The following is a 23,601-nucleotide window of genomic DNA, read 5'->3' as shown; positions in this document are numbered from 1 at the left end:
GATTGTTGCCTCAGACTTTTGCAGCAACGGATCAAGTCCCAAGCGCGGCCGGTTCGCCTTGTGTGAATATTGGTGAAATGCCTCTGCCAGCCCCGGATCAAGTTGATGCGTGTGCAAAAACGCGTCATACCCTTGGTGGTGCCGCAGTTGGTCGGTTTGGCGTTGGCCCTTCTCTTGCCATTCCTTGCCAGTCGGCTGCCTTGGGTCGCCTGTTACGGAGCGTGAAATATGCGTCTGAGCCAATGCCATAACTTCCACGACTTTCGGCGACTGGCCAAGCAGCGGCTGCCGGGGCCAATTTTCAACTATATCGACGGTGGCGCGGATGATGAGGTGACATACCGCGAAAACACCATCGCGTTTGAACGCTGCGATCTCTTGCCTTCCGTCTTGCGCGGGGTGTCGGATGTGGACATGTCCGTTACCGTGATGGGGCAGAAACTGGATATGCCGGTCTATTGCTCGCCCACAGCATTGCAACGCCTGTTCCACCATCAGGGGGAGCGCGCCGTTGCGGCAGCGGCCGAGAAGTACGGGACTATGTTCGGCGTCTCCTCGTTGGGTACAGTCTCGCTTGAGGAACTTCGGCAAAAACACAAGAACCCGCAGGTCTATCAATTCTATTTCCACAAGGATCGCGGTTTGAACGCGGCCATGATGCAACGCGCGAAAGAGGCCGGGGTCGAGGTCATGATGCTGACCGTCGACAGTATCACTGGTGGAAATCGCGAGCGTGACCTACGCACCGGCTTCTCGATCCCGTTCCGCCTGACGCTGGGCGGCATGATCCAGTTTGCTATCAAGCCGATGTGGGGGATCAACTACGTAACGCATGAGAAATTCCGCCTGCCGCAGTTGGAAGAGCATGTGGATATGGGCGGTGGTGCCAGCTCGATTGGTGGGTATTTTACCGATATGCTGGACCCGTCGATGAACTGGGATGATGTGGCCCAGATGGTGCGCGATTGGGATGGACAGTTCTGCCTGAAGGGCATCATGACTGTCGAAGATGCCAAGCGTGCAGCCGAGGTTGGGTGCACCGGTATCATCCTGTCAAACCACGGTGGCCGTCAGCTTGACGGGTCACGCACGCCTTTTGATCAACTGTCCGAGATCGTGGACGCGGTTGGTGATAAGCTGGATGTGATGATGGACAGCGGTGTGCAACGCGGAACCCATGTTCTGAAAGCACTGTCGCTTGGGGCCAAAGCAGTTGGCGTTGGGCGGCATTATCTTTATCCTTTGGCTGCGGCAGGGCAGGCGGGGGTAGAGCGGGCCTTGGGTCTGATGCGTGCCGAGATTGAACGCGACATGAAACTTATGGGCGTCACCAGCGTCGACCAACTGAGCCGCGAGAATATCCGCTTTCGAACAACCTAGTCAGAGGCAAGAGCCGAAATGACCAATGACGCATTGATCAAACTCTTTCGCTCGATCGTCGGATCGCGCCACGTCCTGACCGGAGAGCGCGCGACTGAAAGGTTCCGACGCGGCTTTCGCTCGGGCGAGGGTCAGGCGCTGTGTGTCGTTCAACCCGGTAGCCTGCTGGAACAGTGGAAGGTGCTGCAGGCCTGTGTCACGGCCGATAAGATCGTCATCATGCAAGCCTCAAACACCGGCCTGACAGAAGGGTCCACACCCAAGGGTGGCTATGACCGCGACGTTGTTTTAATCAATGTGAGCCGAATGAATGCTTTGCACCTTTTGCAAGGCGGGCAGCAGGTGCTTAGTTTTCCGGGCGCGTCACTGTTTGAGCTGGAAAAGCAGCTGCGCCCGTTGGGGCGGACACCCCATTCCGTAATCGGCTCGTCCAGCATCGGCGCTTCGATCCTGGGCGGGGTTTGCAACAACTCGGGCGGCTCGCTATGCGAGCGCGGCCCCAGCTATACCGAGCTGGCCCTTTTTGCCAAGATCACCGCAGATGGCGAACTGACGCTTGTGAACCATCTTGGTCTGGATCTGGGCAACTCTCCCGAGGAAATCCTGACGCGGCTTGAAGCTGGAGATTTCGATAAGAACGCCCCCACGCCCGAGGGCCGCAACGCCTCGGATCCGGATTACACTACGATCTTGCGCGATGTCGATGCGGATACACCGTCGCGCTATAACAACGATGATCGCCTGTTGTTTGAGGCGTCCGGCTGCGCGGGCAAGCTGGCAGTTTTCGCGGTCCGGCTTGACACATTCCCGACCTATGACCGCGAGCAGGTTTTCTATATCGGAACAAACGACCCCGCTGACCTGACAGAACTGCGGCGTCACATCCTGAAAAACTTCGAAACCTTGCCGGTTTCGGCCGAATACGTACACCGCGAGTGTTTCGACATTGCCGCGAAATACGGCAAGGACACGCTGGTGATGATCGACAAGCTAGGAACCGACAGGCTTCCGTTGTTTTTTGCATTGAAGGGCGCGGTGGATTCGCGCCTGAACAAGTTCGCCTTGACCCGAGGGTTTACGGACAAGTTCATGCAGATTGCCTCGCGCCTATGGCCCGAGCATCTGCCGAAATTCCTGCATGAGTTTCGTGACAAGTACGAACACCACCTCATCCTGAAAATGCACGATGGCGGTATCGAAGAGGCAGCGGAGTTTCTGCCCGGCTTCTTCGAAAACCGCGGTGCGGAGTTCGTCATATGTACACCGCGCGAAGCCAAGATCGCTGGATTGCATCGGTTTGCCGCCGCTGGTGCCGCCGTGCGGTATGGCCACGTTCATGCGGCTGAGGTCGAAGAGATCTTGGCGCTGGATATCGCGCTACGTCGCAATGACCGTGACTGGTTCGAAACTCTGCCCGCCGAGATCACGGATCAGCTTTTGGGCAAAGTCTACTACGGCCACCTGATGTGCCATGTGATGCATCAGGATTACATCGTCAAAAAGGGATGTGACCCCAAAAAGATCAAGGCTGCGATGTTGAAAATTCTGGATGAACGCGGAGCGGAATACCCTGCAGAACACAATGTTGGCCACCTGTACGAGGCCAAGCCTGATCTGGTGGCACATTACAAACGCTGCGATCCGACCAATTCGTTCAACCCGGGGATTGGCAAAATGTCAAAGTCACGCAATTACGGTGAAGAAAGTGCTGCGTAAGCGTTTTCGCGTGAATTGGGCGCACGTCAAGCTGTTCGCAGTGCATCCGCAACACGGGCGATGAACGCAGCAGTGTTTGAAACCCGCGCACCAGCTTCGGCTTGGGAAAGCAAGCGCAGAGCTGGCGTGTTGCGGGCGATCCCGCTCTCAGGCGGTATTCACAGTTCGGGCAACGCCAATTGGCGGAGGCGTCTCAAGACGCCCGCGCCAGTATTGTTTGTCAGACTTCGACTTCGACCTTTCCGATCGGGTTCGAGCAGCAGGCCAGAATGTACCCGGCCTCAATATCATCTTCTGAAATGCCGCCATTGTGGACCATGTGGACGTCACCCTTAAGCTTCTTGACCTTGCAAGTTCCACATACGCCGAACGTACAGCCTGATGGGATATTCAGACCAACAGACCGTGCAGCCACCAGAACCGTATCGGTTTCGGCCACCTTCGCCTTGACGCCGGAGCTTGCGAAAAGAATTTCGGCACTGGTGTCGTCGTCGGGAACAACATCATCCAGTTCCGGTTGCTGCGCCTCGGTCTCTACGGGTGCGCCGAAACTCTCTTGGTGGTAGTTTTCCATGTCATAGCCCAGACCGGCCAGCGCATCGCGCACAGCTTGCATAAAGGGCTCGGGACCGCAGCAATACACCTCACGGTCCAGATAGTCCGGTGCCATCAGGCCCAGCATCAGTTGGTTGAACTGGCCTTGATACCCGGTCCAGGGGCGGTACGGGTCGGGTTCCTCGACGACAAATTTCAAGTTCAGCCCATGTGTCCGGCTGGCCATTTGCTCTAACCGCTGGCGAAAGATAATTTCTGACGGTCGTTTGGCGCAATTGATGAACACAACGTCCAGCGCGCGCCCTTCATCCCACATACAGGTTGTCATCGACATCAAGGGTGTGATGCCTGAACCGGCCGAGATGAACAGGTATTTGCCGGAGGAACTCTCGGCATTCGTGAACAAACCTGCCGGGCCAATGGCTTTGATCCGCATGCCGGGTTGCAGGTTGTCCAGCATCCAGCGCGTGCCGATGCTGTTGGACTGCGCCTTGGCCGTAATCGTGATCGATCTGGGCCGTGAAGGCGATGATGAGATTGTATAGGTGCGATGCACAACGCCGCCCGGCTGACCCGGTGCCGGAATTTCCAGCGTCAGGAATTGCCCGGGCTCGTAGCTGAACAGGGCGCCAGAAGGGGCCCGAAATGTAAAGCTGGCAGTATTTGGCATTTCGGGCACGACCGAGACGCATTCCAAACTTTCACTGTCCTGCCAGACGGCTGTTGCCGAGGTCACAACGTCCATAACCGTCACTCCGCAGCAACAGCGTCAGGGATCAATCGGCGCGTCAGAGTTGCGCAATACCAATCGACAAATTGCAAAACGCCGGATTCCTGTATCGCAGAATAGGGTCCGGGCACATAGGCCGGACTGTTGATACCCTGCTGGTTATCCTCAACCACCCGGCGGTCTTCGTCATTGGTCGCTTCCCAAACTTCGGTCAGGCGTTTCAGGTCATAGTCCACGCCTTCGACGGCATCCTTATGGACAAGCCATTTTGTCGTGACTTCGGTTTCCGTGGGGCTGATTGGTGTCACGCGGAAAACGATGGAATGGTCCGCCAGAAAATGGTTCCACGTGGTCGGATAATGGAATTTCAACAACGATCCCGCATCGGCAAAGGGTGATCGGCCCAACCAGCGGCGCACGGCGGATTTGCCATCCATCGTGTAACTCTGGGCCCCTTCCTTCAGGGGCACCCGGGCCAGACGGTACTGCCCATCCTCGTGCAGGTAAAATTGTGACGGCAGCCCTGCGGCTTCGCAGCGGTCGAAATGGGTCTGCAAATGCGTTGGCAGAGTGCCCCCTTCGATGCCGGTAACGGTCGGATCATCGGGGAAAGTGCGGCACAGCGCAGGGTGGTTCCCTCCGCAGTGGTAACACTCACGGTTGTTCTCCCAAACCAGCTTCCAGTTCCCGTTCTCGATTATAGAGCTTTCGAAAGCCACCTTGGCATTGCCCAGGTCATGTGGCTCGAGATAGGCCCTTGCGATATTGGCGAACGTATCAAAGTCCGGCGCGTCCTCTGCCAGACAAATATAGACCAGACCGGCCAGCTCGCGGCAGTGCACTGTCTTTAAGCCATGCTGCTTGGGGTCGAAATCAGCACCCATGTCCCGCGCCCACAGCAAAGAGCCATCAAGCTCATAGGTCCACTGGTGGTAGGGGCAGACCAGCTTGGGTGCATTGCCCTTGGACGCTTTGCAGATCACCGATCCGCGATGACGGCAGGTGTTATGAAACGCCCGGATTTGATTGTCAGCACCGCGCACGATGATCACGCGATAGGCACCGACGTTATATGTGACGTAGTCGCCTGCTTTGACCAATTCACATGCCGGAATGGCAAACAGCCAGTCGCTGTAGTGGATTGTTTCAAGGTCGGTCCGAAAAATCTCGGGGTCGGTATAGAATGCCTGTTCCAGGGCATATGCCGGATTTCGACGCGCCAACAGGCTTTGAATTCTGTTCACTTCTGGCTCTCCTGCCGCGCCCCGCGGCATTGCTTGGGCAGATGACAAGAGGGACCAGTCCGGAGGCGCGTGAGGACCGCGTCCGAAACCCGTGCCCCCACCGCCACCCGCAGTTTGACATATCAGAGAGGCTGGTTTCCGGACTTGGAAGGGGCTTGCGCCCGGTTTCAGCACCTTCCCGGGATCCTCCTCCCAGTGGTTGATTGCTGAGCCTGACCTTCGTTACCGTTGCGGGGGCAGTGCCGGATTTGCACCGGCTTCCCAATTCTCCGCCACCTGAGAATCAAATGGCGGCACCTCGTGGCCGTAAGTTATTTCAAGCCTAATCCAGCGCTGAAATACTTGCGACATTTTCCGCTCTGAAACAGACACGCCGGTGTACTGCTTGGTGAAAATGTCTGCCTGCGGTGCGAATTGTGTACCGATGCGAAGGCTTGTAATCGAAACGCCGTTTTCAAACCCCGCGAAACTGCGCCGCAAGGTGGTCGATCAACGCACGAATACGTGCGGTCAGGTGGCGGTTTTGCGGGTAGGCCGCGTAAAGGCCCAGCGATAAAGCCTCTTGCTCTTCGAACAGAAGTTGCAGTTTTCCTGTGTCCAAAAAGGACTGCGCCGTATAAAGCGGAATCCGCCCGATCCCCAGCCCATCCGCAGCCATATGTGCAACAGCACGCGGTGAGTTTGCGCGGAAGTTGCCCGAAACCGGAACCGTGTATTCTCGACCTTTTGCTTTGAACGCCCAGTGGTCAGAAAAACTGCCGGTGGTCTGAAGCAGGCAATTATGGGTTGCCAGTGCGGCCGGTTCTTTTGGTGTCCCGTGCTGCGTCAGGTATTCGGGTGATACGCAGCACACAATCCGCATGTCCGTCAGCTTGCGTGCGACAAGGTTCGACTCCTTCAAAACGCCGAACCGAATGGCCAGATCGAAGCCTTCCTCAACCATCGAAACATGGTGATCTGACAGGTGCAGTTCAATCGAGACCTTTGGATGCTCGGTCTGAAAGGGTTTTAACAGATGAATCAATTCGGCCGAGCCAAAGCCCGTCGGCGCAGTAATCCGTATGCGCCCCGCCAATTCTGTCTGGCGTTGCTGGACAAGGCTTTCCAGTTCATCGAACTGCTCCAGCAGAGGCAGACAGCGTTCGTAGTAAGATCGCCCAGTGTCGGTCAGGGTGACGCTTCGCGTGGTCCGGTTGAAAAGCTGCGCATTCAGATGATCCTCCAACTGGCCAACATATTTGCTGGTCAGTTTGGTGCTGATACCGATCTGTTTTGCGGCTTCTGTAAACGACGAATGTGCTGCCACCGCCGCAAAGGCTCGCATGCCCTGAATCGTATCCATTATCTACACTGCGTTCATAGTAATTCACCAAATTGATATATTATCGCCCAAGTGAAAGCAAACTATGTCTGGGGCACAGATGCTGATCAACAGCCCAAACCCTCAATCAGAGAAAGAGTTTCCAGATGTCCGAAACGATCCAAATTCACAGCTTCCCTCTATCCGGTCACTCGCACCGGGTCCGTCTGTTCGCCAACCTTGCCGGGATTAAACACGACGTTATCGACGTGGATCTTGCGGGTGGTGAGCACAAGCGCGAGCCGTTCTTGACGCTCAACCCGGCGGGTCAGGTGCCCGTATTGCAAGACGGCGACGTGGTTGTAAGCGACAGCAACGCCATTTTGGTCTATCTGGCCCGGAAGTATGCGCCTTCCTACCTGCCTTCTGATCCTGTCGGTGAAGCCGAGGTGCAGAAATTCCTGACCCTCGCAGCGGGTGAGATTGCGTTCGGCCCTGCCGCCGCGCGTCTGATCAACGTGTTCAACGCACCTTTGAACATGGAGTTTACCCATGCCACTGCGGCTAATGTTCTGAAAAAGCTGGATGACCACTTGGAGGGCCGCGACTGGCTGGTCGGCGATGCGCCAACCATCGCGGATGTTGCAATCTACAGCTACACAGCTCATGCGCCCGAGGGTGGCATATCGCTTGAACCTTACGCGAATGTGCTTCGCCTTCTGGCCAATGTCGAGGCGCTGGATGGATTTGTCCCCATGCCAAGCACCGCAGTTGGCTTGAACGCAGCCTGATCCCACTACGCCATAGGTCAGTCGCACCCGCGACTGGCCTTCAATCCCACAACACACGAGGTCTGCCATGAACGATCAAGCCACTGAAATGACATCGCCTTTTCATGCTGGCGAGCGTGAGATGCAATCTCGCGTTGGTAGGCGGGATAGGATCGAGGAGTTCGGTCGCAAGTTCATTCGTCCGTTCATGCCCGACCAGCATCGAGAATTCTTTGGCAAGCTTCCCTTTCTGGTCTTGGGCAGCGTCGACGCCGATGGCTGGCCGTGGGCGTCAATGATCTCGGGCCGTCCGGGGTTCATACAGACGCCACATGACCGACGTCTGGACATTGATGCGCGACCCTTGGCGGACGACCCGCTCAACCCCGCATTACAGGCAGGAGCACCGATCGGTGTTCTTGGGATTGAGCTGTCCACTCGTCGTCGCAACCGAGCCACGGCGACCGTGGGTACGGTCGGGGATCATGGGTTTTCGCTGGATGTGGTGCAGTCCTTCGGCAATTGCCCGAAATATATTCAAACGCATGACGTTTCGTTCGTCCGCGATCCAAAGGCCGTCATAGCCCGTCCTGCAAACGACCGCTTTGTTGAATTGGATGCACGGGCGCGGGACGCGATCGCAGAGAGCAATGCGTTCTACGTCGCAAGCCACGCAAACACGCCGGATCAGGCGGGCGTTGATGTCTCGCACCGGGGCGGACGGGCCGGGTTCGTCAAAGTTGAGGGCAAAAGCCTGCTGGTGCCGGACTTTGCCGGCAACAACTTTTTCAATACTCTGGGCAATTTTCTGTTGAACCCAAAGGCCGGCCTGCTGTTTCCGGACTATCAGACAGGAGATACCCTGATGCTGACGGGCACTGTAGAGGTATTGGCCGATGGCCACCCCGATATCGCGGGCTTCAAAGGTGCAAACAGGGGCTGGCGGTTTCATCTGGACCATGGGCTGCGCATCTATGACGCGCTGCCGTTCCGCGCCGAGTTCCTCGAGTTTTCTCCTTTCAGCCTGAAGGAAGATAGCTGGAAGGCGGTCTAGGTGGCGTCTGGCTGAACGATCCTGCTATGTCATGCCTGCGGATAGAGCGTTTCAAGTATATCTCTCCCGGCAATTCGCACGCTGACTTCGATGATCTTGGCAATCGGGGACCGCATCTGTGAACTGCTCTGGAAAAGAAACTGGTCCAGGCAGTCGAGTTTGACCAAGCAGGTAAAAAATCTGATTTCCTGTATTCACCCGCGTTGAACTTGCCCGCGTCGGTTTCCGGGCCTACCTTTAAGGTATGTGGCGTTTCACAGACATCCGTCCGGCCTATACCCGCGCAGAACGCGTCAGCGACGGGGTTGTGCACATATTAGGCGTGGCGTTGGCGCTCATGGCCGTGCCGGTTCTGATCACGATCACCGCCTTTCTCAGGACCGAGCCCGAGGCTGTTTTGGGCGTCTCGATCTATGGCGCGACACTGGTTATGATGCTGACGTTTTCGGCGCTTTACAACATGGTGGAAAGCGATCGGTGGTCTAATGTGTTGCGGCGCCTTGATCACTCGGGCATCTACGTGAAGATTGCCGGCACCTACACGCCGTTTGTTCTACTGTCAGCAGGGCAAACTCCGGGGCTGTTGGTCGGTTTATGGTCTTCGGCAACGATCGGTTCGGTGTTAAAGCTGATCGACCCAAGCCGTTTCCGGTGGTTTGGCCTGTTTCTGTACCTGATGATGGGATGGGCGATTGTCTGGGCCGGACAAACGATGCTAGCCGAGCTTTCACCCACGGTAATCTGGCTGATCATCGCGGGTGGTGTCGTATATACAGCGGGCGTTGGGTTCTACTTGCTGGAGCGGCTGCCGTTTCATAACACCATTTGGCATGTGTTCGTTTTGACGGGGAGCGTGCTGTTCTTTCTTGCGATCTTTGTTCGGATCGTCTGGGTGCCACACGCGATTTCCTGAAAAGCGATTTTGAGTACCCGCTTGGCTCTCCCATTCACAAACAGCGGAAATAAAACCAGGGAACTCAAAGGGTTTTTCCGGACACAGTGATCCCATGTAATTTTTTAGTCCGAGATTGCATAAGTCGATTTCACATTAAAGGGGACGCGGCTAGGGTACCGGCAAGCTAACGTCTTGTTGCACCAGTCTGAAAAGGGACCGTAATGGATTTTGCCCCAACACAGCGCGCCGTGGAAATCCGCGACCAGCTAAAAGGTTTTATGGAAGCGCATATCTATCCGCGCATCCGCGACCACAAAGAACAGATCGAGGCGGGCATCTTTCCCGTATCCTTCATGGAGGAACTGAAGGCCTTAGCGCGGTCCGAGGGGCTGTGGAACCTGTTCTTGCCCGCGCTGCGCGATGATGAGCCGGGCACGCGATTGACCAATCTGGAATATGCGCCCTTGGCCGAACTGATGGGTCAGGTCAGCTGGTCGTCAGAAGTGTTCAACTGTAATGCGCCCGATACTGGCAACATGGAATTGTTGCATATGTTCGCAACACCTCAGCAGCGCGAAGACTGGTTGGTGCCGCTGCTGAACGGCGAAATCCGGTCGTCTTTTGCGATGACGGAACCCGATGTGGCCAGCTCGGACGCGACCAATATCACGACCTCGATCCGGCGCGAGGGGGATGAATACGTTATCAATGGCCGCAAGTGGTTTATCACCAATGCCTGCCATCCAAATACCAAGATGTTCATTGTGATGGGCAAGACTGATCCCAGCGCCGACCGTCACAAGCAACAAAGCATGGTGATTGTTCCAAGGGATACGCCGGGTCTTGAGATTATCCGCAACCCAACAATCCTGAACATGCATGACCCCGAAGGTCACGCCGAGCTGTTGTTCAAGGACGTACGTGTACCCGCCGGGAATCTGTTGGACAAAGAAGGCAGCGGCTTTGCCCTGGCGCAGGCGCGGCTTGGACCGGGTCGCATTCATCACTGTATGCGTTCGATCGGGGCGGCGGAAATGGCGCTGTCGCTGATGGTTGAACGCGCGCAAGAGCGGACGGCCTTTGGCAAGAAACTCTCGGAACAGGGCGTGATCCGCGAATGGATCGCGAAATCGCGGCTCGAGATCGAACAGGCCCGTTTGTTGACGTTGCAGGCGGCCTGGAAAATAGATCAGGTGGGCGCCAAAGCGGCGCGGCGTGAGATTTCGCTGATCAAGGTTGTTGCACCCAATGTGCACGCGACCGTCACTGACCGCGCGATGCAGGTGTTTGGCGCGATGGGGATGACACCCGATACGCCATTGGCCGATAGCTATACATGGGCACGGGCCTTGCGCTATGCCGACGGGCCGGATGAGGTTCACTTGCAAGCCATTGCGAAACAAGAACTGAAAAGCACCAACTATGGCATGTCGGCACAGTGGCTAACACCGCCACAACGCTGATCGATTACTTGCCTTTCCAGACCGGGTCGCGCTTTTCCGCAAAGGCGCGCGCCCCTTCCATCTGGTCTTCGCTGGCATACAGGGCATCGACCGTGCGCAACTGCCGTTTGGTGATGCGATTCATGGTGTCTTGGAACTTGGCATCCTCGGCATCGCGGACGATTTCCTTGATCGCCGCGTAGACCAGTGGGGGACCCGAGGCCAAAAGGCGGGCGACCTCCCACGCGCGGTCGATCAGTTGATCAGCGGCGATGATTTCGTTCACCAGCCCCCACCGATTGGCTTCCTCGGCGTCGAACCAGCGCCCGGTCAGCAGCAGCTCCATTGCGATGTGATAGGGGATGCGCTTGGGCAGTTTGACGCTGGCCGCGTCTGCAACCGTGCCTGAACGGATTTCGGGCAGGGCAAAGGTGGCGTGCTCTGCGGCAAGGATCATGTCAGCAGACAACGCCAGTTCCAGGCCACCGCCACAGGCAATACCATTGACCGCCGCAATAACCGGTTTGTTCAGGTCGCGCAGTTCCTGCAGACCGCCGAACCCGCCAACGCCATAATCACCATCGACCGCATCCCCATCGGCGGCGGCTTTCAGATCCCAGCCGGGGCAGAAGAATTTGTTACCCGCACCGGTCAGGATTGCAACGCGCAGTTCCGGGTCATCGCGGAACTCGGCAAAGACATCTCCCATGATGCGGCTGGTCGCCAGATCAATGGCATTGGCTTTCGGTCGATCCAGCGTGACCTCTAGAATGGCGCCGTCACGCCGGGTTTTGATCGGGTCCATTTCTCAGGCCTTTCTAATGAGTGCATCCACTGCAACGGCTCTGTCCGGCGTGCAAAGAAGCGGGTTAATCTCAAGCTCGGCAAGCGTGTCGGCATTTTCAATGACATAGGCTTGAATGGCCTGCACTGCAGCAACGATTGCATCCATATCAGCCGCGGGTTGACCGCGATAGCCCGCCAGAACAGGCGCAGTGTTCAGCTTTGTCAGGGCCGCTCGGATCGCGCTCGCCGAGCTGGGAACCAACAAAGACACGGTATCGCGCAGCACCTCTGTCAGTACACCGCCCGCCCCAAGGGTCAGGACAAATCCGTGTGCCGGGTCGCGGACAATTCCAACCAGAACTTCGGCCACGGCGCCAGTGACCATTTCTTCGATCAGAACCTCATCCGTTCCAATATCAGCGACCACATCCGTGACATCCTTGGCAGAGACCCCCAGGCGAACCGCGCCATGCTCGGATTTGTGGGCAAGCCCGACGCCTTTGATAGCGAAAGGCGCCGTCATCTCTTGCGCAGCGGCCAAAGCCGCTGCCGCGCCGCGCACCGTATGGCTGCGCGGGACTGATAGCCCAAACGCGGCCAGTGCCTGCTTTGCCTCGCCCTCGGTCAGAGTGGTGGATGCCTTGGCCCTGCCCGGAAGGCAAACGGGGTCGTGTACTGGTGCAGAAACCTGGCTGGCGGCGCGGATCGCGGACAGAGCCTCGCGCAATCCCATCAAGGGAACGACGCCCCCGGACATTAACTCCTGCGCGATGTCCTCGGGCAGGAGTTCTGGCAATGTGGCGGCAATTGCAAATCGCGCGCCCGTGCTGGCGTGTACATTAAGGGCAGCCCGCGTTGTGCAAACCCAATCCGAAGGGTCGGTGGTGGGATAGTCGACAATAGACACGGTCAGATCAATGTCGTCGCCCGTCATCCCGGTCCAGGCCTGCGCCATTGCGCCTTCGTCACGCCAGATATAAGTGTGATAATCCAGTGGGTTATTCAACGCAACCATTGGCCCAAGTGCCGCGCGCAGTTGGGTTCGTTGATCACTGTTCAGGCTTGGAAAGGTCAGACCGCTGCCGACAGCCATGTCCGCAATCAGGCTGGCCTCACCCCCGGAACAGCTGATCGAGGCAATGTTGCCACCTGGCAGAGGGCCGTAGCAATGCAGCAGTTTCAAAGTTTCCAACAAGTCGGGCAGGGAGGCCACACGCGGTATTCCCAACCGATCCAACAATGCCTGCGCGCCTGCATCGCTGCCTGCCAGCGACGCAGTATGTGAAACGGTCGCGGCTTTTGCCTGCTCTGACGCGCCAACTTTGAGGGCAACCAGTGGCACACCTTTCTGATACGCCTTTGCAGCCAGTGCCTCCCATTCGCGAATATTCTTGAAGCCTTCGATATGGAGACCAACGGCTGTCACGCGCGGGTCGTCGATCAGGGCTGATGCGATCTCAGCCTGGCTGGTCTGCGCCATGTTCCCACAGGCGACCATATAAGCTATGGGCAGGGCGCGTTTCTGCATAGTCAGATTGATTGAGATGTTCGAGCTTTGGGTCAGGATCGCAACGCCCTTATCCACCCGTCTTGCCCCATGCTGATCCGGCCACAACAGCGCCCCATCCAGCGCGTTGATAAAGCCATAGCAGTTCGGGCCGAGAATGGGCATGTCCCCAGCGGCGGCAATCAGCTGATCCTGCAGGTCACCGCCCGTGGTGTCTTCGGCCACCGCCTCGGAAAAGCCCGAGGCGAAACAGACGGCCCCACCTGCGCCCATCGCTGACAGTGCGTGCACCGCCTCGATTGTGGCGTGCCTGTTAATGCCGATGAAAACGGCATCCGGGGCTTCGGGCAGGTCTTCGAGACGGGTGAATACCGCGTGACCCGCGATTTCAGGTGCCTTGGGATGAACCGGCCAGATTTGACCGGCATATCCCATGCGTTCAGCTTGTAAGATGACCTGCTGACACCATGCCCCGCCGCCGATTACAGCGATGGATTTTGGGCGCAGCAGCCGGTTTAAGTCTTTGCTCATGTTCAGGCGCCCAACGGACGCAGAAGATCACGGCTGATGATATGGCGCTGAATTTCGCTGGTCCCATCCCATATGCGTTCAACCCTCGCATCACGCCAGAACCGTTCGATCGGGAAGTCATCCATCAGACCCATGCCGCCAAAGATTTGCAGCGTCGTGTCAGTCACCCGTGCCAACATCTCTGAGGCATAAAGCTTGGCCGAGGCGATTTCACGGTTTGCAGGCAGTTTCTGATCCAAACGCCATGCCGCGGACAGCGTCAGCCAATCAGCCGCGTCAATCTCGGTGATCATGTCGGCAATTTGGAACCCGACGCCCTGAAACTTGCCAATCGGCTGGCCGAATTGCTTGCGTTCGGCGGCATAGTTCAGCGCATAGTCAAAGCAGCGACGCGCGCGCCCGACCGAAAAGGCCGCAACTGTCAGGCGCGTGGCGTAAAGCCATTCGTTCATCACAGCAAAGCCGCCATCGACCTCGCCCAGGACCTGCGCATCGGGCAGGCGGCAATTATCGAAATAAAGGATGTAATTCTTGTAGCCCTTGTGGCTGACCGAGTTATACCCCTCGCGCACTTCGAACCCCGGCGTGCCGCGATCCACCAGAAAGGTTGTGATCCGCTTTTTCGGGCCTTTCGGAGTTTCGTCTACGCCGGTTGCAATGAAGACGATAAAGAAGTCTGCGTGCTCGGCGCCCGAGATAAAGTGCTTTGAGCCGTTTACGACCCAGTCGCCGCCATCGCGCACGGCCTGACATTTCATTCCGCGCACATCCGATCCTGCATCCGGTTCGGTCATGGCCAGGGCGTCCATCTTCTCACCCCGCACTGCGGGTAGAAGATAGCGTTCCCGCTGCTCGTCGTTGCAGGCCATCAGGATGTTCTGCGGGCGGCCAAAGAAATGCGTCAGCGCCATGGATCCGCGTCCCAATTCACGTTCAACCAACGTAAAATCCAGATGGGACAGCCCCGCCCCCCCGACCTCTTCGGGGAAGTTGCAGGCATAAAAGCCCAGATCGATACATTTCTGCTTGATCTGTTCCCCCAGTTCATGCGGAACCTGTCCGCTGCGCTCAACAGAGTCTTCGTGCGGGTAGATTTCATTTTCGACGAAACTACGGACCGTCGAAACGATCATTTCCTGTTCTTCTGACAGACCAAACTGCATGGCGCATCTTTCTAGGTTTGTGGTTGACGAATGAAACGTCAAAGCTCAGGCTGACGACATGCAGAATTGGGCGATTACCGTGCAGAGTTGGAAAAAATGAACTGCCGCTTCAACATCTTGCTTTTTGACGGCTTCTCGAACCATTGCCTTGCAAACTTGGTTGAACCGCTACGTGCCGCAAACACATTGTCGCGGCAGAGATTGTATTCGTGGCATTACTGTTCTTTGGACGGTGGTCCGGTCCAAAGTTCCAGCGGGTTGGAAGTTTCACCGCATGGTGCCTTGCGCGATCAAAGTGGTGATGTGCTGGTTGTCATGCCCTCCTACGGTTACTTGGCGTTGGACACGCGGGAAACTGTTCGGGCGTTGCTTTCGGCTGCCCGGCGCCATACGCAACTGGCCGGGCTGGACACAGGAAGCTGGCTTTTGGCACGTGCGGGCCTTCTTGATGATCACCGCGCGACAATCCATTGGGATGAACTGATGCGGTTTGAAGAAGCCTTTCCATCGGTTGATGCCGTGCAAGAACGTTTTGTCATCGACGGCAACCGGTTGACCTGTACTGGTGCGATGGCGGCTTTTGATCTGGCTTTGGCCCTGATACGCCGGGACCATGGCCCGCTGCTGCCGATGGAGGTCGCGCATCTGCTGATGAGCCGCAACGCTGCAGACCGGTATGTTCTTCCATTGAAATCCGAAGACACCCTGGTCAACCGCGCGCTGGCGGTTATGCAGAACAACCTTGAGACGCCTTTGTCAATTACAAGCCTCGCCCGAAAAATCGGCTGTTCTCAAAAACGGATCGAGATGCGGGTTCGGGCCGAGCTGCGTACCACGCCACAAGCCTTGTACCGGCGGTTGCGATTGAACCTTGCGCGAAAGCTGACAGAAGAGACCGAGCAATCCATTGCGGAAATCGCAGGCCGCTGCGGGTACGAGAATGCCAGCGCGATGACGCGGGCCTTCAAGGCGGAGTTTGGCCGGACCCCGACCACATTTCGCAAAGGTCTGCCAAACGCGATGTAGGCGGCGAAGGTTTGGTGCTGGATCGGAGGGCTGGGTCAGGAGTTTAGTTTAATAAACGTGCCCGTCTGTAATGAACCGATGCTAATTGTCGTTAGACCATCTGTCCAAATTTACATGTTACATTTCGCTGCTATGCGGCGTTGCAGCAATAAAATTGAGTATCATTGTTAAACAAGCTATGCTGCGACGCAGAAAACTGCAGAGGACGGGTGGAATGTTCAGGCTGGAAGGCAAGAAAGCTGTCGTCTTGGGCGTCGCCAACGACCAGTCCATCGCGTGGGGAATTGCGCGCGCCTTGCACGCGCAGGGGGCAGAAGTCGCGTTGACTTTTCTGAACGAAAAGGCCGCGCCTCATGTGCGGGTACTTGCCGAACAGATCGGCGCGCCGATTGTAATGCCGCTGGACGTGCGTGACCCGGATCAGGCAAAGGCTCTGTTTGACGAGATCACCCATCGTTGGGGTCGGCTGGATACGCTGGTGCACTCCATCGCGTTTGCGCCGCACGACGATCTGCATGGCCGTGTCATCGACACGTCACCTAAGGGGTTCGGGCTGGCCATGGATATCTCGGTGCATTCCTTCCTGCGGATGATCCGACTGGCAGAACCGCTGATGGGGCAGGGCGCCACGTGTATGACTGTGTCGTTTCTTGGGGCCTCCCGCGTCATCGAAAACTACAACATAATGGGTCCAGTGAAGGCCGCGCTCGAGGCGTCGGTACGCTATGCCGCAAGCGAGTTGGGGGCCAAAGGAATATCCGTTCACGCGCTGTCACCCGGACCGCTCCGGACACGGGCTGCGTCGGGTTTATCCGACTTTGACGCCCTTCTGGATGATGCCGCCGCGCGGGCGCCGACCCATCATCTGGCGACGATCGAGGATGTCGGGGCTTACGCCGCATTCCTGGCCAGCCCCGAGGCGTTCAACGTCACCGGCGGCATTCATCTGATTGACGGCGGTTACAACGTCGTCGGGTAGAGGAGAGGCTCATGATTTCCAATGCACAGAAGACCTCGTTTAAACTTGGCTCTGAAATGGTTGAAAGCGCGGCCGAAGTAACGGACCGAACGGCTGATATCGCGGCCCGTCTAACGGATCGGTCACGTATCCAATGGAACCTTTTGGCCCGATCGGCCCAGTTGCAATCGGCAAGGATGACCGAAACCCATGCCGCGCGGTCGCGGGATTTGATGGAAGGCTTAACAGATGTCTCACACTGTATCGCAAGCTCGGCTTCGGTTCTGGATGATTGGGCGGCCTACCTGAACGATGCCGCACAGCGTGTGGTGCTGACAATGGACACGCTGCGCGAGCGGGGAGACGTATTCCTGGAGCATGAGGCCGAGGGCTGCCCTCCGGTCCTTGTCTACGACTATGAGGTGATTGTTGACGGCAGGACCCTGAAACGACCTTGTAACTATCAGTTGCTGCGCATTCTGCCCCCCGATGGAATTGAGGTTGATAACACGCGCCGTCCTTACATCATCATCGACCCGCGTGCGGGACATGGCGGGGGTATCGGCGGCTTTAAGTACGACAGTCAGGTTGGTGTCGCCTTGTCCAAGGAGCACCCCGTTTATTTCGTAAGCTTCGGGCGCGACCCTGTTCCGGGCCAGACACTTGCTGATGTGATGCATGCCGAGGCCGGGTTTGTCCGCTCCGTTCGGGCGAGCCATCCCGACAGCCCTCAACCTGTTGTGACAGGCAATTGTCAGGGCGGATGGGCTACATTGTTGATGGCAGCCTGCAATCCTGATCTGACCGGGCCGCTGATCCTGAACGGAGCGCCGATCGCCCCCTGGTCGGGCGAAGTGGGCAACAACCCGATGCGTTATATCGCAGGCGTACTGGGTGGAACGTGGCAGCCGATGTTCTGGTCAGACGTAGGCGGGGGCCAATTCGACGGTGCCAATCTGGTGATGAATTTCGAACAGCTGAATCCCGGCCGGAACTATATTGGGAAGTACTTCGATCTTTACCGCGAACCAGACGAGGGACGGAAACGCTTTATCGACTTTGAACGTTGGTGGGGCGGCTATTTTCTTTTGAACGAGGCCGAAATCCACTGGATCGTTGAGCAGTTGTTCGTCGGAAACCGGTTGGTCAAGAACACGGCGCAGCTGGAACCGGGTGTGCCTATCGACATCAAGGCGGTCAAAGGACCTATCTTCGTTTTTGCCAGCCAGGGTGACAACATCACCCCGCCGCAACAAGCGCTGAACTGGATCGCTGCGACCTATGCGGATGAAGAGGAAATCCGGATACGCGGTCAGCGGATCATCTACATGCTGCATGACGAGGTCGGTCATCTTGGTATTTTCGTGTCGTCCAAAGTGGCGCGCAAAGAGCATACCGAACTGGCCTCGACCCTGGAAACGGTCGAAGCGATGGCTCCGGGGCTGTATGAGATGGTGATCGAAAACATCGAAGGCGAAGGCCAGGACAAGCGGTTCGAGGTTCGGTTCCATGAGCGGACCATGGATGATCTGGCCGCACTGGATGACGGCCAGCATGACGAGGCAAGCTTTGCCGCTGTGGCGCATATGTCCGAGGTTCAGGCGAACATCTACGAAACCTTCGGACGTCCCTTGGTTCGGTCTACGTCTACTCCGGTTGGGGCTAATGCCCTGCGAAACCTGCATCCCCTGAGGGTTCAGCGGGCGGTGATGTCATCTTCAAACCCTGCGTTGAAGGGCGTTGAGCCGTTGGCACAGGCTGTGCGGGATAAGCGTGCGCCAGCCAGCCCGGATAACCCATTCCTTGTCCTTGAGAAGCAGACAGCCGATTGGATTGAGCAGATGATGGACCTGAGCCGCGATCTGCGGGATGCCTGGTGCGAATGCCTGTTCTTTTCTTTATGGGGGGGTCCATTGGCTGCGTGGTTCGGAAAGAAAAATGCCGCGCTGCGTACCTTGCCCGATCCCGAAACGTTAAAAGCGTTACCCGAGGTTGAAGCCGCATTGGCCCATATGAGACAAGGTGGGCTGGCCGAGGCTGTCATACGTCTTTTGGTTCTGCTGGCCAAAAGCAACAAGAGTTTCAAATCTGAAATTCTGCACCGCTGGGCGCATGTGTTCAAAAATGAGGCCCCTTTCAAGGATCTGACGGTGCAGCAGCGTCAGTACATGCTGCGCGAACAGACTGTGATTGTCACCCTAGACGAGCAAGGCGCGATGGATACGCTAACCGATCTTTTGCCGTCGACATCGGACAGGCAAAAGGCGGTTGATCTGCTCAAACGTATCCTGGGCGATATCCCCAACCCTTCAGCCAAGCTTGTCGAGATGGCCCATGCGCTTTACAAAAAACTCGATCTTGCTGAGGGCCAACAGAAATCCGACACTCCGGCCAAACCCGCATCCGACCCGCAGGAACGCGAGGACATGACTGAAAACAAGGCCAAGTCAAAATGAAGATTAGGGAAAACCGCACTTTCGCTCAGGTAGAGGTCGGGGAAACAGCGCAGCTGACCCGACTTTGCACAATCGACGATCTATATGCGTTTGCATCAGCGTCTGGCAATCATAACCCCTTGCACCTTGCTGGCTATGACGGTGATGGCGATGGCCGCCCCGAGGCGGTCGCGCCCGCGCTTTGGCCCGCTGGTCTGATCGCTGCGGTTCTGGGCAATATCCTGCCGGGTGCGGGAACACAGACCCGCCGGGTGAACCTGTCCTTTCATGTTCCTGTGATCGCTGGTGACGAGTTGACCGCAGGTGTCACCGTGGTTGAAAAGCTTTCTGACGGCGATCTCCGCTGCGCCGCCGAAGTGCGCCGCGTAAGTGACAATGCCCTGATCCTCAGCGGTGAAGTGCAGGTGACGCCCCCGGCCAAGCACATGGCTTTTGACTCGGTCGAGGTTCCGGGCCTTATCGTCCAGCGTCATCGGCATTTTGATGCGTTGATAGCGAAGGCAGAGCCACTGGAGCCCATGCCAACTGCCGTGGTTGCACCGGAAGAACCGAATGCACTGGGCGGTGCCTTGCTGGGTCATTCCAAAAGTATCATTACACCGATCCTTGTGGGCGATCCTGAAAAGATTGCCGCCGCCGCAGCAGCGCTGGAGGCTGACCTGTCGGGAATCGAAGTGATCGAAGCCACAAGCCACGAAGTCGCTGCGCATAAGGCGGTGGACCTCGTGGTAGAAGGCCGGGCGCAAACCTTGATGAAGGGTCATTTGCACACGGATGTCTTGCTGCACGCGGTTCTGCGCCGCGAAAGGGGTCTGCGGACAAGTCGCCGCTTGTCGCACGTGTTTGTTATGGATGTTCCGGGGTTTTCACGACCCATCATGGTGACGGATGCCGCCGTCAACATCGCCCCCGACCTTGAGACAAAGGCCGATATCGTGCAAAACGCCATCCGCCTCGCGCAGTCCATCGGGATTGAAACGCCCAAGGTCGGAGTGCTTTCGGCGGTCGAGACGATCAACCCGCATATGCAATCTTCGGTGGATGCAGCGCTGCTGTCAAAAATGGCCGAGCGGGGGCAGATCACTGGCGGAATGGTTGATGGGCCGCTTGCCATGGACAATGCGGTCGACCTGAACGCAGCACGCACAAAGGGCATCACGTCTCAGGTCGCCGGGTCGGCGGATATCCTTGTGGCTCCGAATATCGAAGCGGGGAACATGGTGGCGAAACAGCTTACCTATATGTCACATGCCGAGGCGGCGGGGATCGTCGTCGGCGCCGCTGCACCGATTATCCTGACGTCGCGGGCAGACGACGATGCTTCGCGGCTGGCCTCCTGCGCGGTGGCGGCCCTGCATGCGCAGGCGAACAAGGGCAAAATACATGGTTGACCATGTTCTTGCGCTGAATGCCGGTTCCTCTTCGCTGAAATTCGGGTTGTATGAACTGGCCGAGAACAACCTCCCCTGCGTGCGCTGGCATGGTCAGATCGAACGTCTGGGTGACGCGCCGCGCCTATTGGCGAAATCCACAGATGGGCAGACGATCAATCAGCCGCTTGCCAAAACTCAAAGCCATGATGAAGCAATCCGTGCGTTTCTTGAGATGGCGCGCGAACAACTGCCAGATATCAACATCCGCGCTGTGGGCCACCGGGTCGTGCATGGCGGGGCGGTCTATTCCGAACCCGTTCTTGTTGATCAGAAGGTTATGGATGTTTTGGCAGGTTTCATTCCCTTTGCGCCGCTGCATCAACCCTTCAGCCTTACCGGTATAGGTGCTGCCATCGATGCGTTTCCCGGGACAGCGCAGGTGGCGTGTTTTGACACTGCGTTCCACCGGACCCATCCATGGGTAAACGATACTTTTGCCCTGCCGCTAAGCTATTACGAAAAGGGAGTGCGTCGGTACGGGTTTCACGGCCTAAGCTACGATTACATCACGCAAAAACTGAAAGAGATTGCCCCAAGCCTCTACGATGGTCGCGTGGTCATCGCTCATCTGGGCAATGGTGCCTCCATGTGCGCGGTGTCGGGTGGGCGCGCTGTCGCCTCGACCATGGGCTTTTCCGCGCTTGACGGGCTGCCGATGGGCACGCGCAGCGGCCAACTGGACCCGGGCGTCGTCCTCTACATGATGCAGCAAGAAGGCATGAGCGCGGACGAAATCGCCGATACCCTTTACCGCAAGTCCGGATTGCTGGGTCTGTCAGGGCTTTCGTCGGACATGCGTACATTGCTTGCTGCTGAAACGCCCGAGGCGCGCAGGGCGATCGACTATTACGTGTTCCGCATTCGCCGTGAACTTGGGGCTTTGTCCGCTGCTTTGGAAGGATTGGATGCGCTGGTTTTCACGGGCGGAATTGGTGAAAACGCAGCTCAGATTCGTCGCAGAATTTGCGAAGGGATGCGCTGGATCGGAATTGAAATCGACCCGAACAGGAACGCGGATAACGGCACAGTGCTGTCGACAGATTTCAGCCGGGTCCGTATTCTCAGGATTCCCACAAATGAAGAGATGGTGATCGCTCGCGCAGCGGCACGAATGGTGCAATAGGCGTTAGGGATCGGGTTTGTCTTTTTTGCGCTTGGCGAACTTGATCAGTATTCCCAAAACGGCACTGATGACATCCGGGGTCAAAATACCAAGTGGATCGCGCCGGATACCCGTTACGGTGTTGCGGGCGTCAGAAAGGGTGTCCTTGATCTCTGTTTCGATGTCTTGCAATGCCATATCACGCAATTCGACCGCCGCTGTCGTATCTGCCTGAGCGTCTTGCATATTGGCCAACAGGGCCAATACCAAGGCAAGCAACAGGTTCACCCCGGCCATGATCAATGCCGCCAATGGCTTGGACAAGCTCGCTGACAGCCAGAAGAAACCGGCCACGTTGAGCATGATGACAGCAAGGCCGACAGCCAGCCCCGCCGCGGCAAAGAACCCGGTCCGCCGTGCGGCCACGGCGATGTGACGTTGGGCTATCAGCCGTTCGGCGCGCAGAATGATCGAGATATTACGGGAAATGCGGCTCATGGTTCAGCTCCTACCGGACCGGCCCAGCAGATAGCCAATCGCGAAAATTCCAACGGCAAACAGGATTGGCCTCTTTTGCGGCAGGTCTTCCAGTTCATTCAGCGCTTCTTCTAGCTGCCCGGCCCAGTCGTCGATATTTTCGGCTATCTTGTCGGCCATCGAGCCGTGCGTCTCTGGCGCAGCCGCTTGCTTCGTGGCTGCGGTCTGCTCAGCCAGTTGCCGGCGCAGGTCGGCGACCTCGGCTTCTAGTTCGGCTTTCGTTACCATCCAACCGGTCCTCTCACATCAAGTGTGCCCTCAGGGCCAGAGCATAGACCCCAGCCTGTTGTCGAGAACCATGATAATGCGTTTTTCCGATTTAAGAAAAGAAGCTTAACGCTTTAGCTGAAATAGTCTGCCACCAGAAGGAAATCGGGCGCGACGTCTTCCTCGATTGTAGCGAACCGCGGGATGGGATCTTCAAATACGTTGTCGGTGCGATCATCATTCACGGTTGAGACCTCGCCAATCAGACAATCGCCCTTTTCCGCCCAGAACGCATGCCAAATGCCGGGCATGAGGGTGACACTTTCACCCGGTTTCAGACGCAGCAATTCACCGGGTTTGATCGTCACCGGACAACCATCGCTGGGCACGATAACAGGAGTGTCGCGGTCGACTCCACCATCAGCGTCTGAGGCATAAATCTCCATCACCAGATCGCCGCCGCCACGGTTGATGATATCTTCGGCCTTTACGATGTGGCGATGCATCGGTGACAACTGTTTGTCCCGCGACACCAGCAGCTTTTCAGCATAGAGCATACCCCGGCCACTGTTCAGATCGCTCACATCGCCGTTGCGCAGGGTGAAAAGGAACAGGCCCAGTTCGTCAAAGCGACCTTGCCCATAATCGGTAATGTCCCATCCAAGGCCACGGTCGCGAATACCGGCGGCCTTATCGCTGCGCATCTGGTCGGGGGACCAGTTTGCAAAGGGTGGCAGGACAGCACCGAATGAGCGGATAAAGGCCTCGGCCTCGGATTTGATGGCGTTGATTTCAGAACGTTTCATTGG

At 57.2% G+C, this 23,601-nt stretch carries 20 protein-coding genes and 1 riboswitch; of the genes, 11 read left to right on the top strand and 9 right to left on the bottom strand.

Features of this window, described 5'->3' with window-relative positions:
- Positions 1–228: 228 nt before the first annotated feature.
- Positions 229–1,380 (top strand): alpha-hydroxy acid oxidase, encoded by a 1,152-nt coding sequence (locus tag LCM21_RS08285; protein WP_224890183.1) that lies wholly within the window; start codon positions 229–231, stop codon positions 1,378–1,380.
- An 18-nt stretch (positions 1,381–1,398) separates the two neighbouring features.
- Complete coding sequence (gene dld, locus LCM21_RS08280) at positions 1,399–3,096, top strand: D-lactate dehydrogenase (protein WP_224890182.1); 1,698 nt, start codon at positions 1,399–1,401, stop codon at positions 3,094–3,096.
- Between the two features lie 220 nt (positions 3,097–3,316).
- On the opposite strand, the gene LCM21_RS08275 is transcribed toward dld, so the two are convergent.
- The 3 genes from LCM21_RS08275 to LCM21_RS08265 form a co-directional block, all read right to left on the bottom strand.
- Complete coding sequence (locus tag LCM21_RS08275; protein ID WP_224890181.1) at positions 3,317–4,396, bottom strand: FAD-binding oxidoreductase; 1,080 nt, start codon at positions 4,394–4,396, stop codon at positions 3,317–3,319.
- 5 nt (positions 4,397–4,401) lie between these two features.
- Positions 4,402–5,655 carry an aromatic ring-hydroxylating oxygenase subunit alpha gene (locus tag LCM21_RS08270; RefSeq protein ID WP_224890530.1) on the bottom strand — a complete coding sequence of 418 codons (1,254 nt, stop codon included), beginning with the start codon at positions 5,653–5,655 and terminating at the stop codon, positions 4,402–4,404.
- Between the two features lie 82 nt (positions 5,656–5,737).
- Positions 5,738–5,941, bottom strand: a riboswitch (cobalamin riboswitch).
- Between the two features lie 138 nt (positions 5,942–6,079).
- A complete protein-coding gene (locus LCM21_RS08265; RefSeq protein ID WP_224890180.1) occupies positions 6,080–6,967 on the bottom strand; it encodes a LysR family transcriptional regulator in 888 nt (295 codons plus the stop codon).
- Between the two features lie 125 nt (positions 6,968–7,092).
- Here LCM21_RS08265 and LCM21_RS08260 point away from each other — a divergent pair, with 125 nt between their 5' ends.
- The 4 genes from LCM21_RS08260 to LCM21_RS08245 all read left to right on the top strand — a co-directional run bounded on the left by LCM21_RS08260 (position 7,093) and on the right by LCM21_RS08245 (position 11,107).
- A complete protein-coding gene (locus tag LCM21_RS08260; protein WP_224890179.1) occupies positions 7,093–7,716 on the top strand; it encodes a glutathione S-transferase family protein in 624 nt (207 codons plus the stop codon).
- A 67-nt stretch (positions 7,717–7,783) separates the two neighbouring features.
- Positions 7,784–8,749: a pyridoxamine 5'-phosphate oxidase family protein gene (locus LCM21_RS08255; protein WP_224890178.1), complete on the top strand. Its 966-nt coding sequence runs from the start codon at positions 7,784–7,786 to the stop codon at positions 8,747–8,749.
- A gap of 244 nt (positions 8,750–8,993) precedes the next feature.
- On the top strand, positions 8,994–9,662 hold the full coding sequence (trhA, locus tag LCM21_RS08250; protein WP_224890177.1) for a PAQR family membrane homeostasis protein TrhA: 669 nt from the start codon (positions 8,994–8,996) through the stop codon (positions 9,660–9,662).
- Positions 9,663–9,865: 203 nt separating this feature from the next.
- Positions 9,866–11,107: an acyl-CoA dehydrogenase family protein gene (locus LCM21_RS08245; protein WP_224890176.1), complete on the top strand. Its 1,242-nt coding sequence runs from the start codon at positions 9,866–9,868 to the stop codon at positions 11,105–11,107.
- A gap of 4 nt (positions 11,108–11,111) precedes the next feature.
- On the opposite strand, the gene LCM21_RS08240 is transcribed toward LCM21_RS08245, so the two are convergent.
- Genes LCM21_RS08240 through LCM21_RS08230 form a run of 3 tightly spaced genes read right to left on the bottom strand, consistent with a single transcriptional unit; the run spans position 11,112 to position 15,073 of the window.
- Positions 11,112–11,891: a carnitinyl-CoA dehydratase gene (locus tag LCM21_RS08240; protein WP_224890175.1), complete on the bottom strand. Its 780-nt coding sequence runs from the start codon at positions 11,889–11,891 to the stop codon at positions 11,112–11,114.
- 3 nt (positions 11,892–11,894) lie between these two features.
- Positions 11,895–13,910 (bottom strand): acetate--CoA ligase family protein, encoded by a 2,016-nt coding sequence (locus LCM21_RS08235; RefSeq protein WP_224890174.1) that lies wholly within the window; start codon positions 13,908–13,910, stop codon positions 11,895–11,897.
- A 2-nt stretch (positions 13,911–13,912) separates the two neighbouring features.
- Entirely contained in the window at positions 13,913–15,073 is a 1,161-nt protein-coding gene (locus LCM21_RS08230) for an acyl-CoA dehydrogenase family protein (protein WP_224890173.1), read from the bottom strand.
- 96 nt (positions 15,074–15,169) lie between these two features.
- Here LCM21_RS08230 and LCM21_RS08225 point away from each other — a divergent pair, with 96 nt between their 5' ends.
- The 5 genes from LCM21_RS08225 (at position 15,170) to LCM21_RS08205 (ending at position 22,069) form a co-directional block, all read left to right on the top strand.
- Entirely contained in the window at positions 15,170–16,099 is a 930-nt protein-coding gene (locus tag LCM21_RS08225; RefSeq protein WP_224890172.1) for a GlxA family transcriptional regulator, read from the top strand.
- A gap of 214 nt (positions 16,100–16,313) precedes the next feature.
- A complete protein-coding gene (gene fabI, locus LCM21_RS08220) occupies positions 16,314–17,078 on the top strand; it encodes an enoyl-ACP reductase FabI (protein WP_224890171.1) in 765 nt (254 codons plus the stop codon).
- An 11-nt stretch (positions 17,079–17,089) separates the two neighbouring features.
- Positions 17,090–19,513 (top strand): DUF3141 domain-containing protein, encoded by a 2,424-nt coding sequence (locus LCM21_RS08215; protein ID WP_224890170.1) that lies wholly within the window; start codon positions 17,090–17,092, stop codon positions 19,511–19,513.
- Entirely contained in the window at positions 19,510–20,904 is a 1,395-nt protein-coding gene (locus tag LCM21_RS08210) for a bifunctional enoyl-CoA hydratase/phosphate acetyltransferase (RefSeq protein ID WP_224890169.1), read from the top strand. Before LCM21_RS08215 ends, LCM21_RS08210 begins: the two co-directional genes overlap by 4 nt.
- Positions 20,897–22,069: an acetate/propionate family kinase gene (locus tag LCM21_RS08205; protein ID WP_224890168.1), complete on the top strand. Its 1,173-nt coding sequence runs from the start codon at positions 20,897–20,899 to the stop codon at positions 22,067–22,069. The genes LCM21_RS08210 and LCM21_RS08205 overlap by 8 nt, the downstream gene beginning before the upstream one ends.
- Before the next feature lie 3 nt (positions 22,070–22,072).
- Here LCM21_RS08205 and LCM21_RS08200 read toward each other — a convergent pair whose 3' ends face one another.
- The 3 genes from LCM21_RS08200 to LCM21_RS08190 all read right to left on the bottom strand — a co-directional run bounded on the left by LCM21_RS08200 (position 22,073) and on the right by LCM21_RS08190 (position 23,598).
- Positions 22,073–22,546 carry a phage holin family protein gene (locus LCM21_RS08200; protein WP_224890167.1) on the bottom strand — a complete coding sequence of 158 codons (474 nt, stop codon included), beginning with the start codon at positions 22,544–22,546 and terminating at the stop codon, positions 22,073–22,075.
- Positions 22,547–22,549: 3 nt separating this feature from the next.
- Positions 22,550–22,813, bottom strand: coding sequence for a hypothetical protein (locus tag LCM21_RS08195; RefSeq protein ID WP_224890166.1), 264 nt, complete (start codon positions 22,811–22,813; stop codon positions 22,550–22,552).
- A gap of 113 nt (positions 22,814–22,926) precedes the next feature.
- Positions 22,927–23,598, bottom strand: a complete 672-nt coding sequence (locus LCM21_RS08190; RefSeq protein WP_224890165.1) for a D-lyxose/D-mannose family sugar isomerase — start codon at positions 23,596–23,598, stop codon at positions 22,927–22,929.
- Positions 23,599–23,601 lie beyond the last annotated feature (3 nt).

The organism is Ruegeria profundi, from assembly GCF_020171505.1.
Taxonomy (GTDB): domain Bacteria; phylum Pseudomonadota; class Alphaproteobacteria; order Rhodobacterales; family Rhodobacteraceae; genus Ruegeria; species Ruegeria profundi.
The sequence above is the reverse complement of the archived record's forward strand: the minus strand, read 5'-3'. Positions and strand labels throughout refer to the sequence as shown.

Coding starts and splice junctions, on each gene's coding strand:
- LCM21_RS08285 (WP_224890183.1), top strand. CDS start 229: ATGCGTCTGAGCCAATGCCATAACTTCCACGACTTTCGGCGACTGGCC.
- dld (WP_224890182.1), top strand. CDS start 1,399: ATGACCAATGACGCATTGATCAAACTCTTTCGCTCGATCGTCGGATCG.
- LCM21_RS08275 (WP_224890181.1), bottom strand. CDS start 4,396: ATGGACGTTGTGACCTCGGCAACAGCCGTCTGGCAGGACAGTGAAAGT.
- LCM21_RS08270 (WP_224890530.1), bottom strand. CDS start 5,655: ATGCCGCGGGGCGCGGCAGGAGAGCCAGAAGTGAACAGAATTCAAAGC.
- LCM21_RS08265 (WP_224890180.1), bottom strand. CDS start 6,967: ATGGATACGATTCAGGGCATGCGAGCCTTTGCGGCGGTGGCAGCACAT.
- LCM21_RS08260 (WP_224890179.1), top strand. CDS start 7,093: ATGTCCGAAACGATCCAAATTCACAGCTTCCCTCTATCCGGTCACTCG.
- LCM21_RS08255 (WP_224890178.1), top strand. CDS start 7,784: ATGAACGATCAAGCCACTGAAATGACATCGCCTTTTCATGCTGGCGAG.
- trhA (WP_224890177.1), top strand. CDS start 8,994: ATGTGGCGTTTCACAGACATCCGTCCGGCCTATACCCGCGCAGAACGC.
- LCM21_RS08245 (WP_224890176.1), top strand. CDS start 9,866: ATGGATTTTGCCCCAACACAGCGCGCCGTGGAAATCCGCGACCAGCTA.
- LCM21_RS08240 (WP_224890175.1), bottom strand. CDS start 11,891: ATGGACCCGATCAAAACCCGGCGTGACGGCGCCATTCTAGAGGTCACG.
- LCM21_RS08235 (WP_224890174.1), bottom strand. CDS start 13,910: ATGAGCAAAGACTTAAACCGGCTGCTGCGCCCAAAATCCATCGCTGTA.
- LCM21_RS08230 (WP_224890173.1), bottom strand. CDS start 15,073: ATGCAGTTTGGTCTGTCAGAAGAACAGGAAATGATCGTTTCGACGGTC.
- LCM21_RS08225 (WP_224890172.1), top strand. CDS start 15,170: ATGAACTGCCGCTTCAACATCTTGCTTTTTGACGGCTTCTCGAACCAT.
- fabI (WP_224890171.1), top strand. CDS start 16,314: ATGTTCAGGCTGGAAGGCAAGAAAGCTGTCGTCTTGGGCGTCGCCAAC.
- LCM21_RS08215 (WP_224890170.1), top strand. CDS start 17,090: ATGATTTCCAATGCACAGAAGACCTCGTTTAAACTTGGCTCTGAAATG.
- LCM21_RS08210 (WP_224890169.1), top strand. CDS start 19,510: ATGAAGATTAGGGAAAACCGCACTTTCGCTCAGGTAGAGGTCGGGGAA.
- LCM21_RS08205 (WP_224890168.1), top strand. CDS start 20,897: ATGGTTGACCATGTTCTTGCGCTGAATGCCGGTTCCTCTTCGCTGAAA.
- LCM21_RS08200 (WP_224890167.1), bottom strand. CDS start 22,546: ATGAGCCGCATTTCCCGTAATATCTCGATCATTCTGCGCGCCGAACGG.
- LCM21_RS08195 (WP_224890166.1), bottom strand. CDS start 22,813: ATGGTAACGAAAGCCGAACTAGAAGCCGAGGTCGCCGACCTGCGCCGG.
- LCM21_RS08190 (WP_224890165.1), bottom strand. CDS start 23,598: ATGAAACGTTCTGAAATCAACGCCATCAAATCCGAGGCCGAGGCCTTT.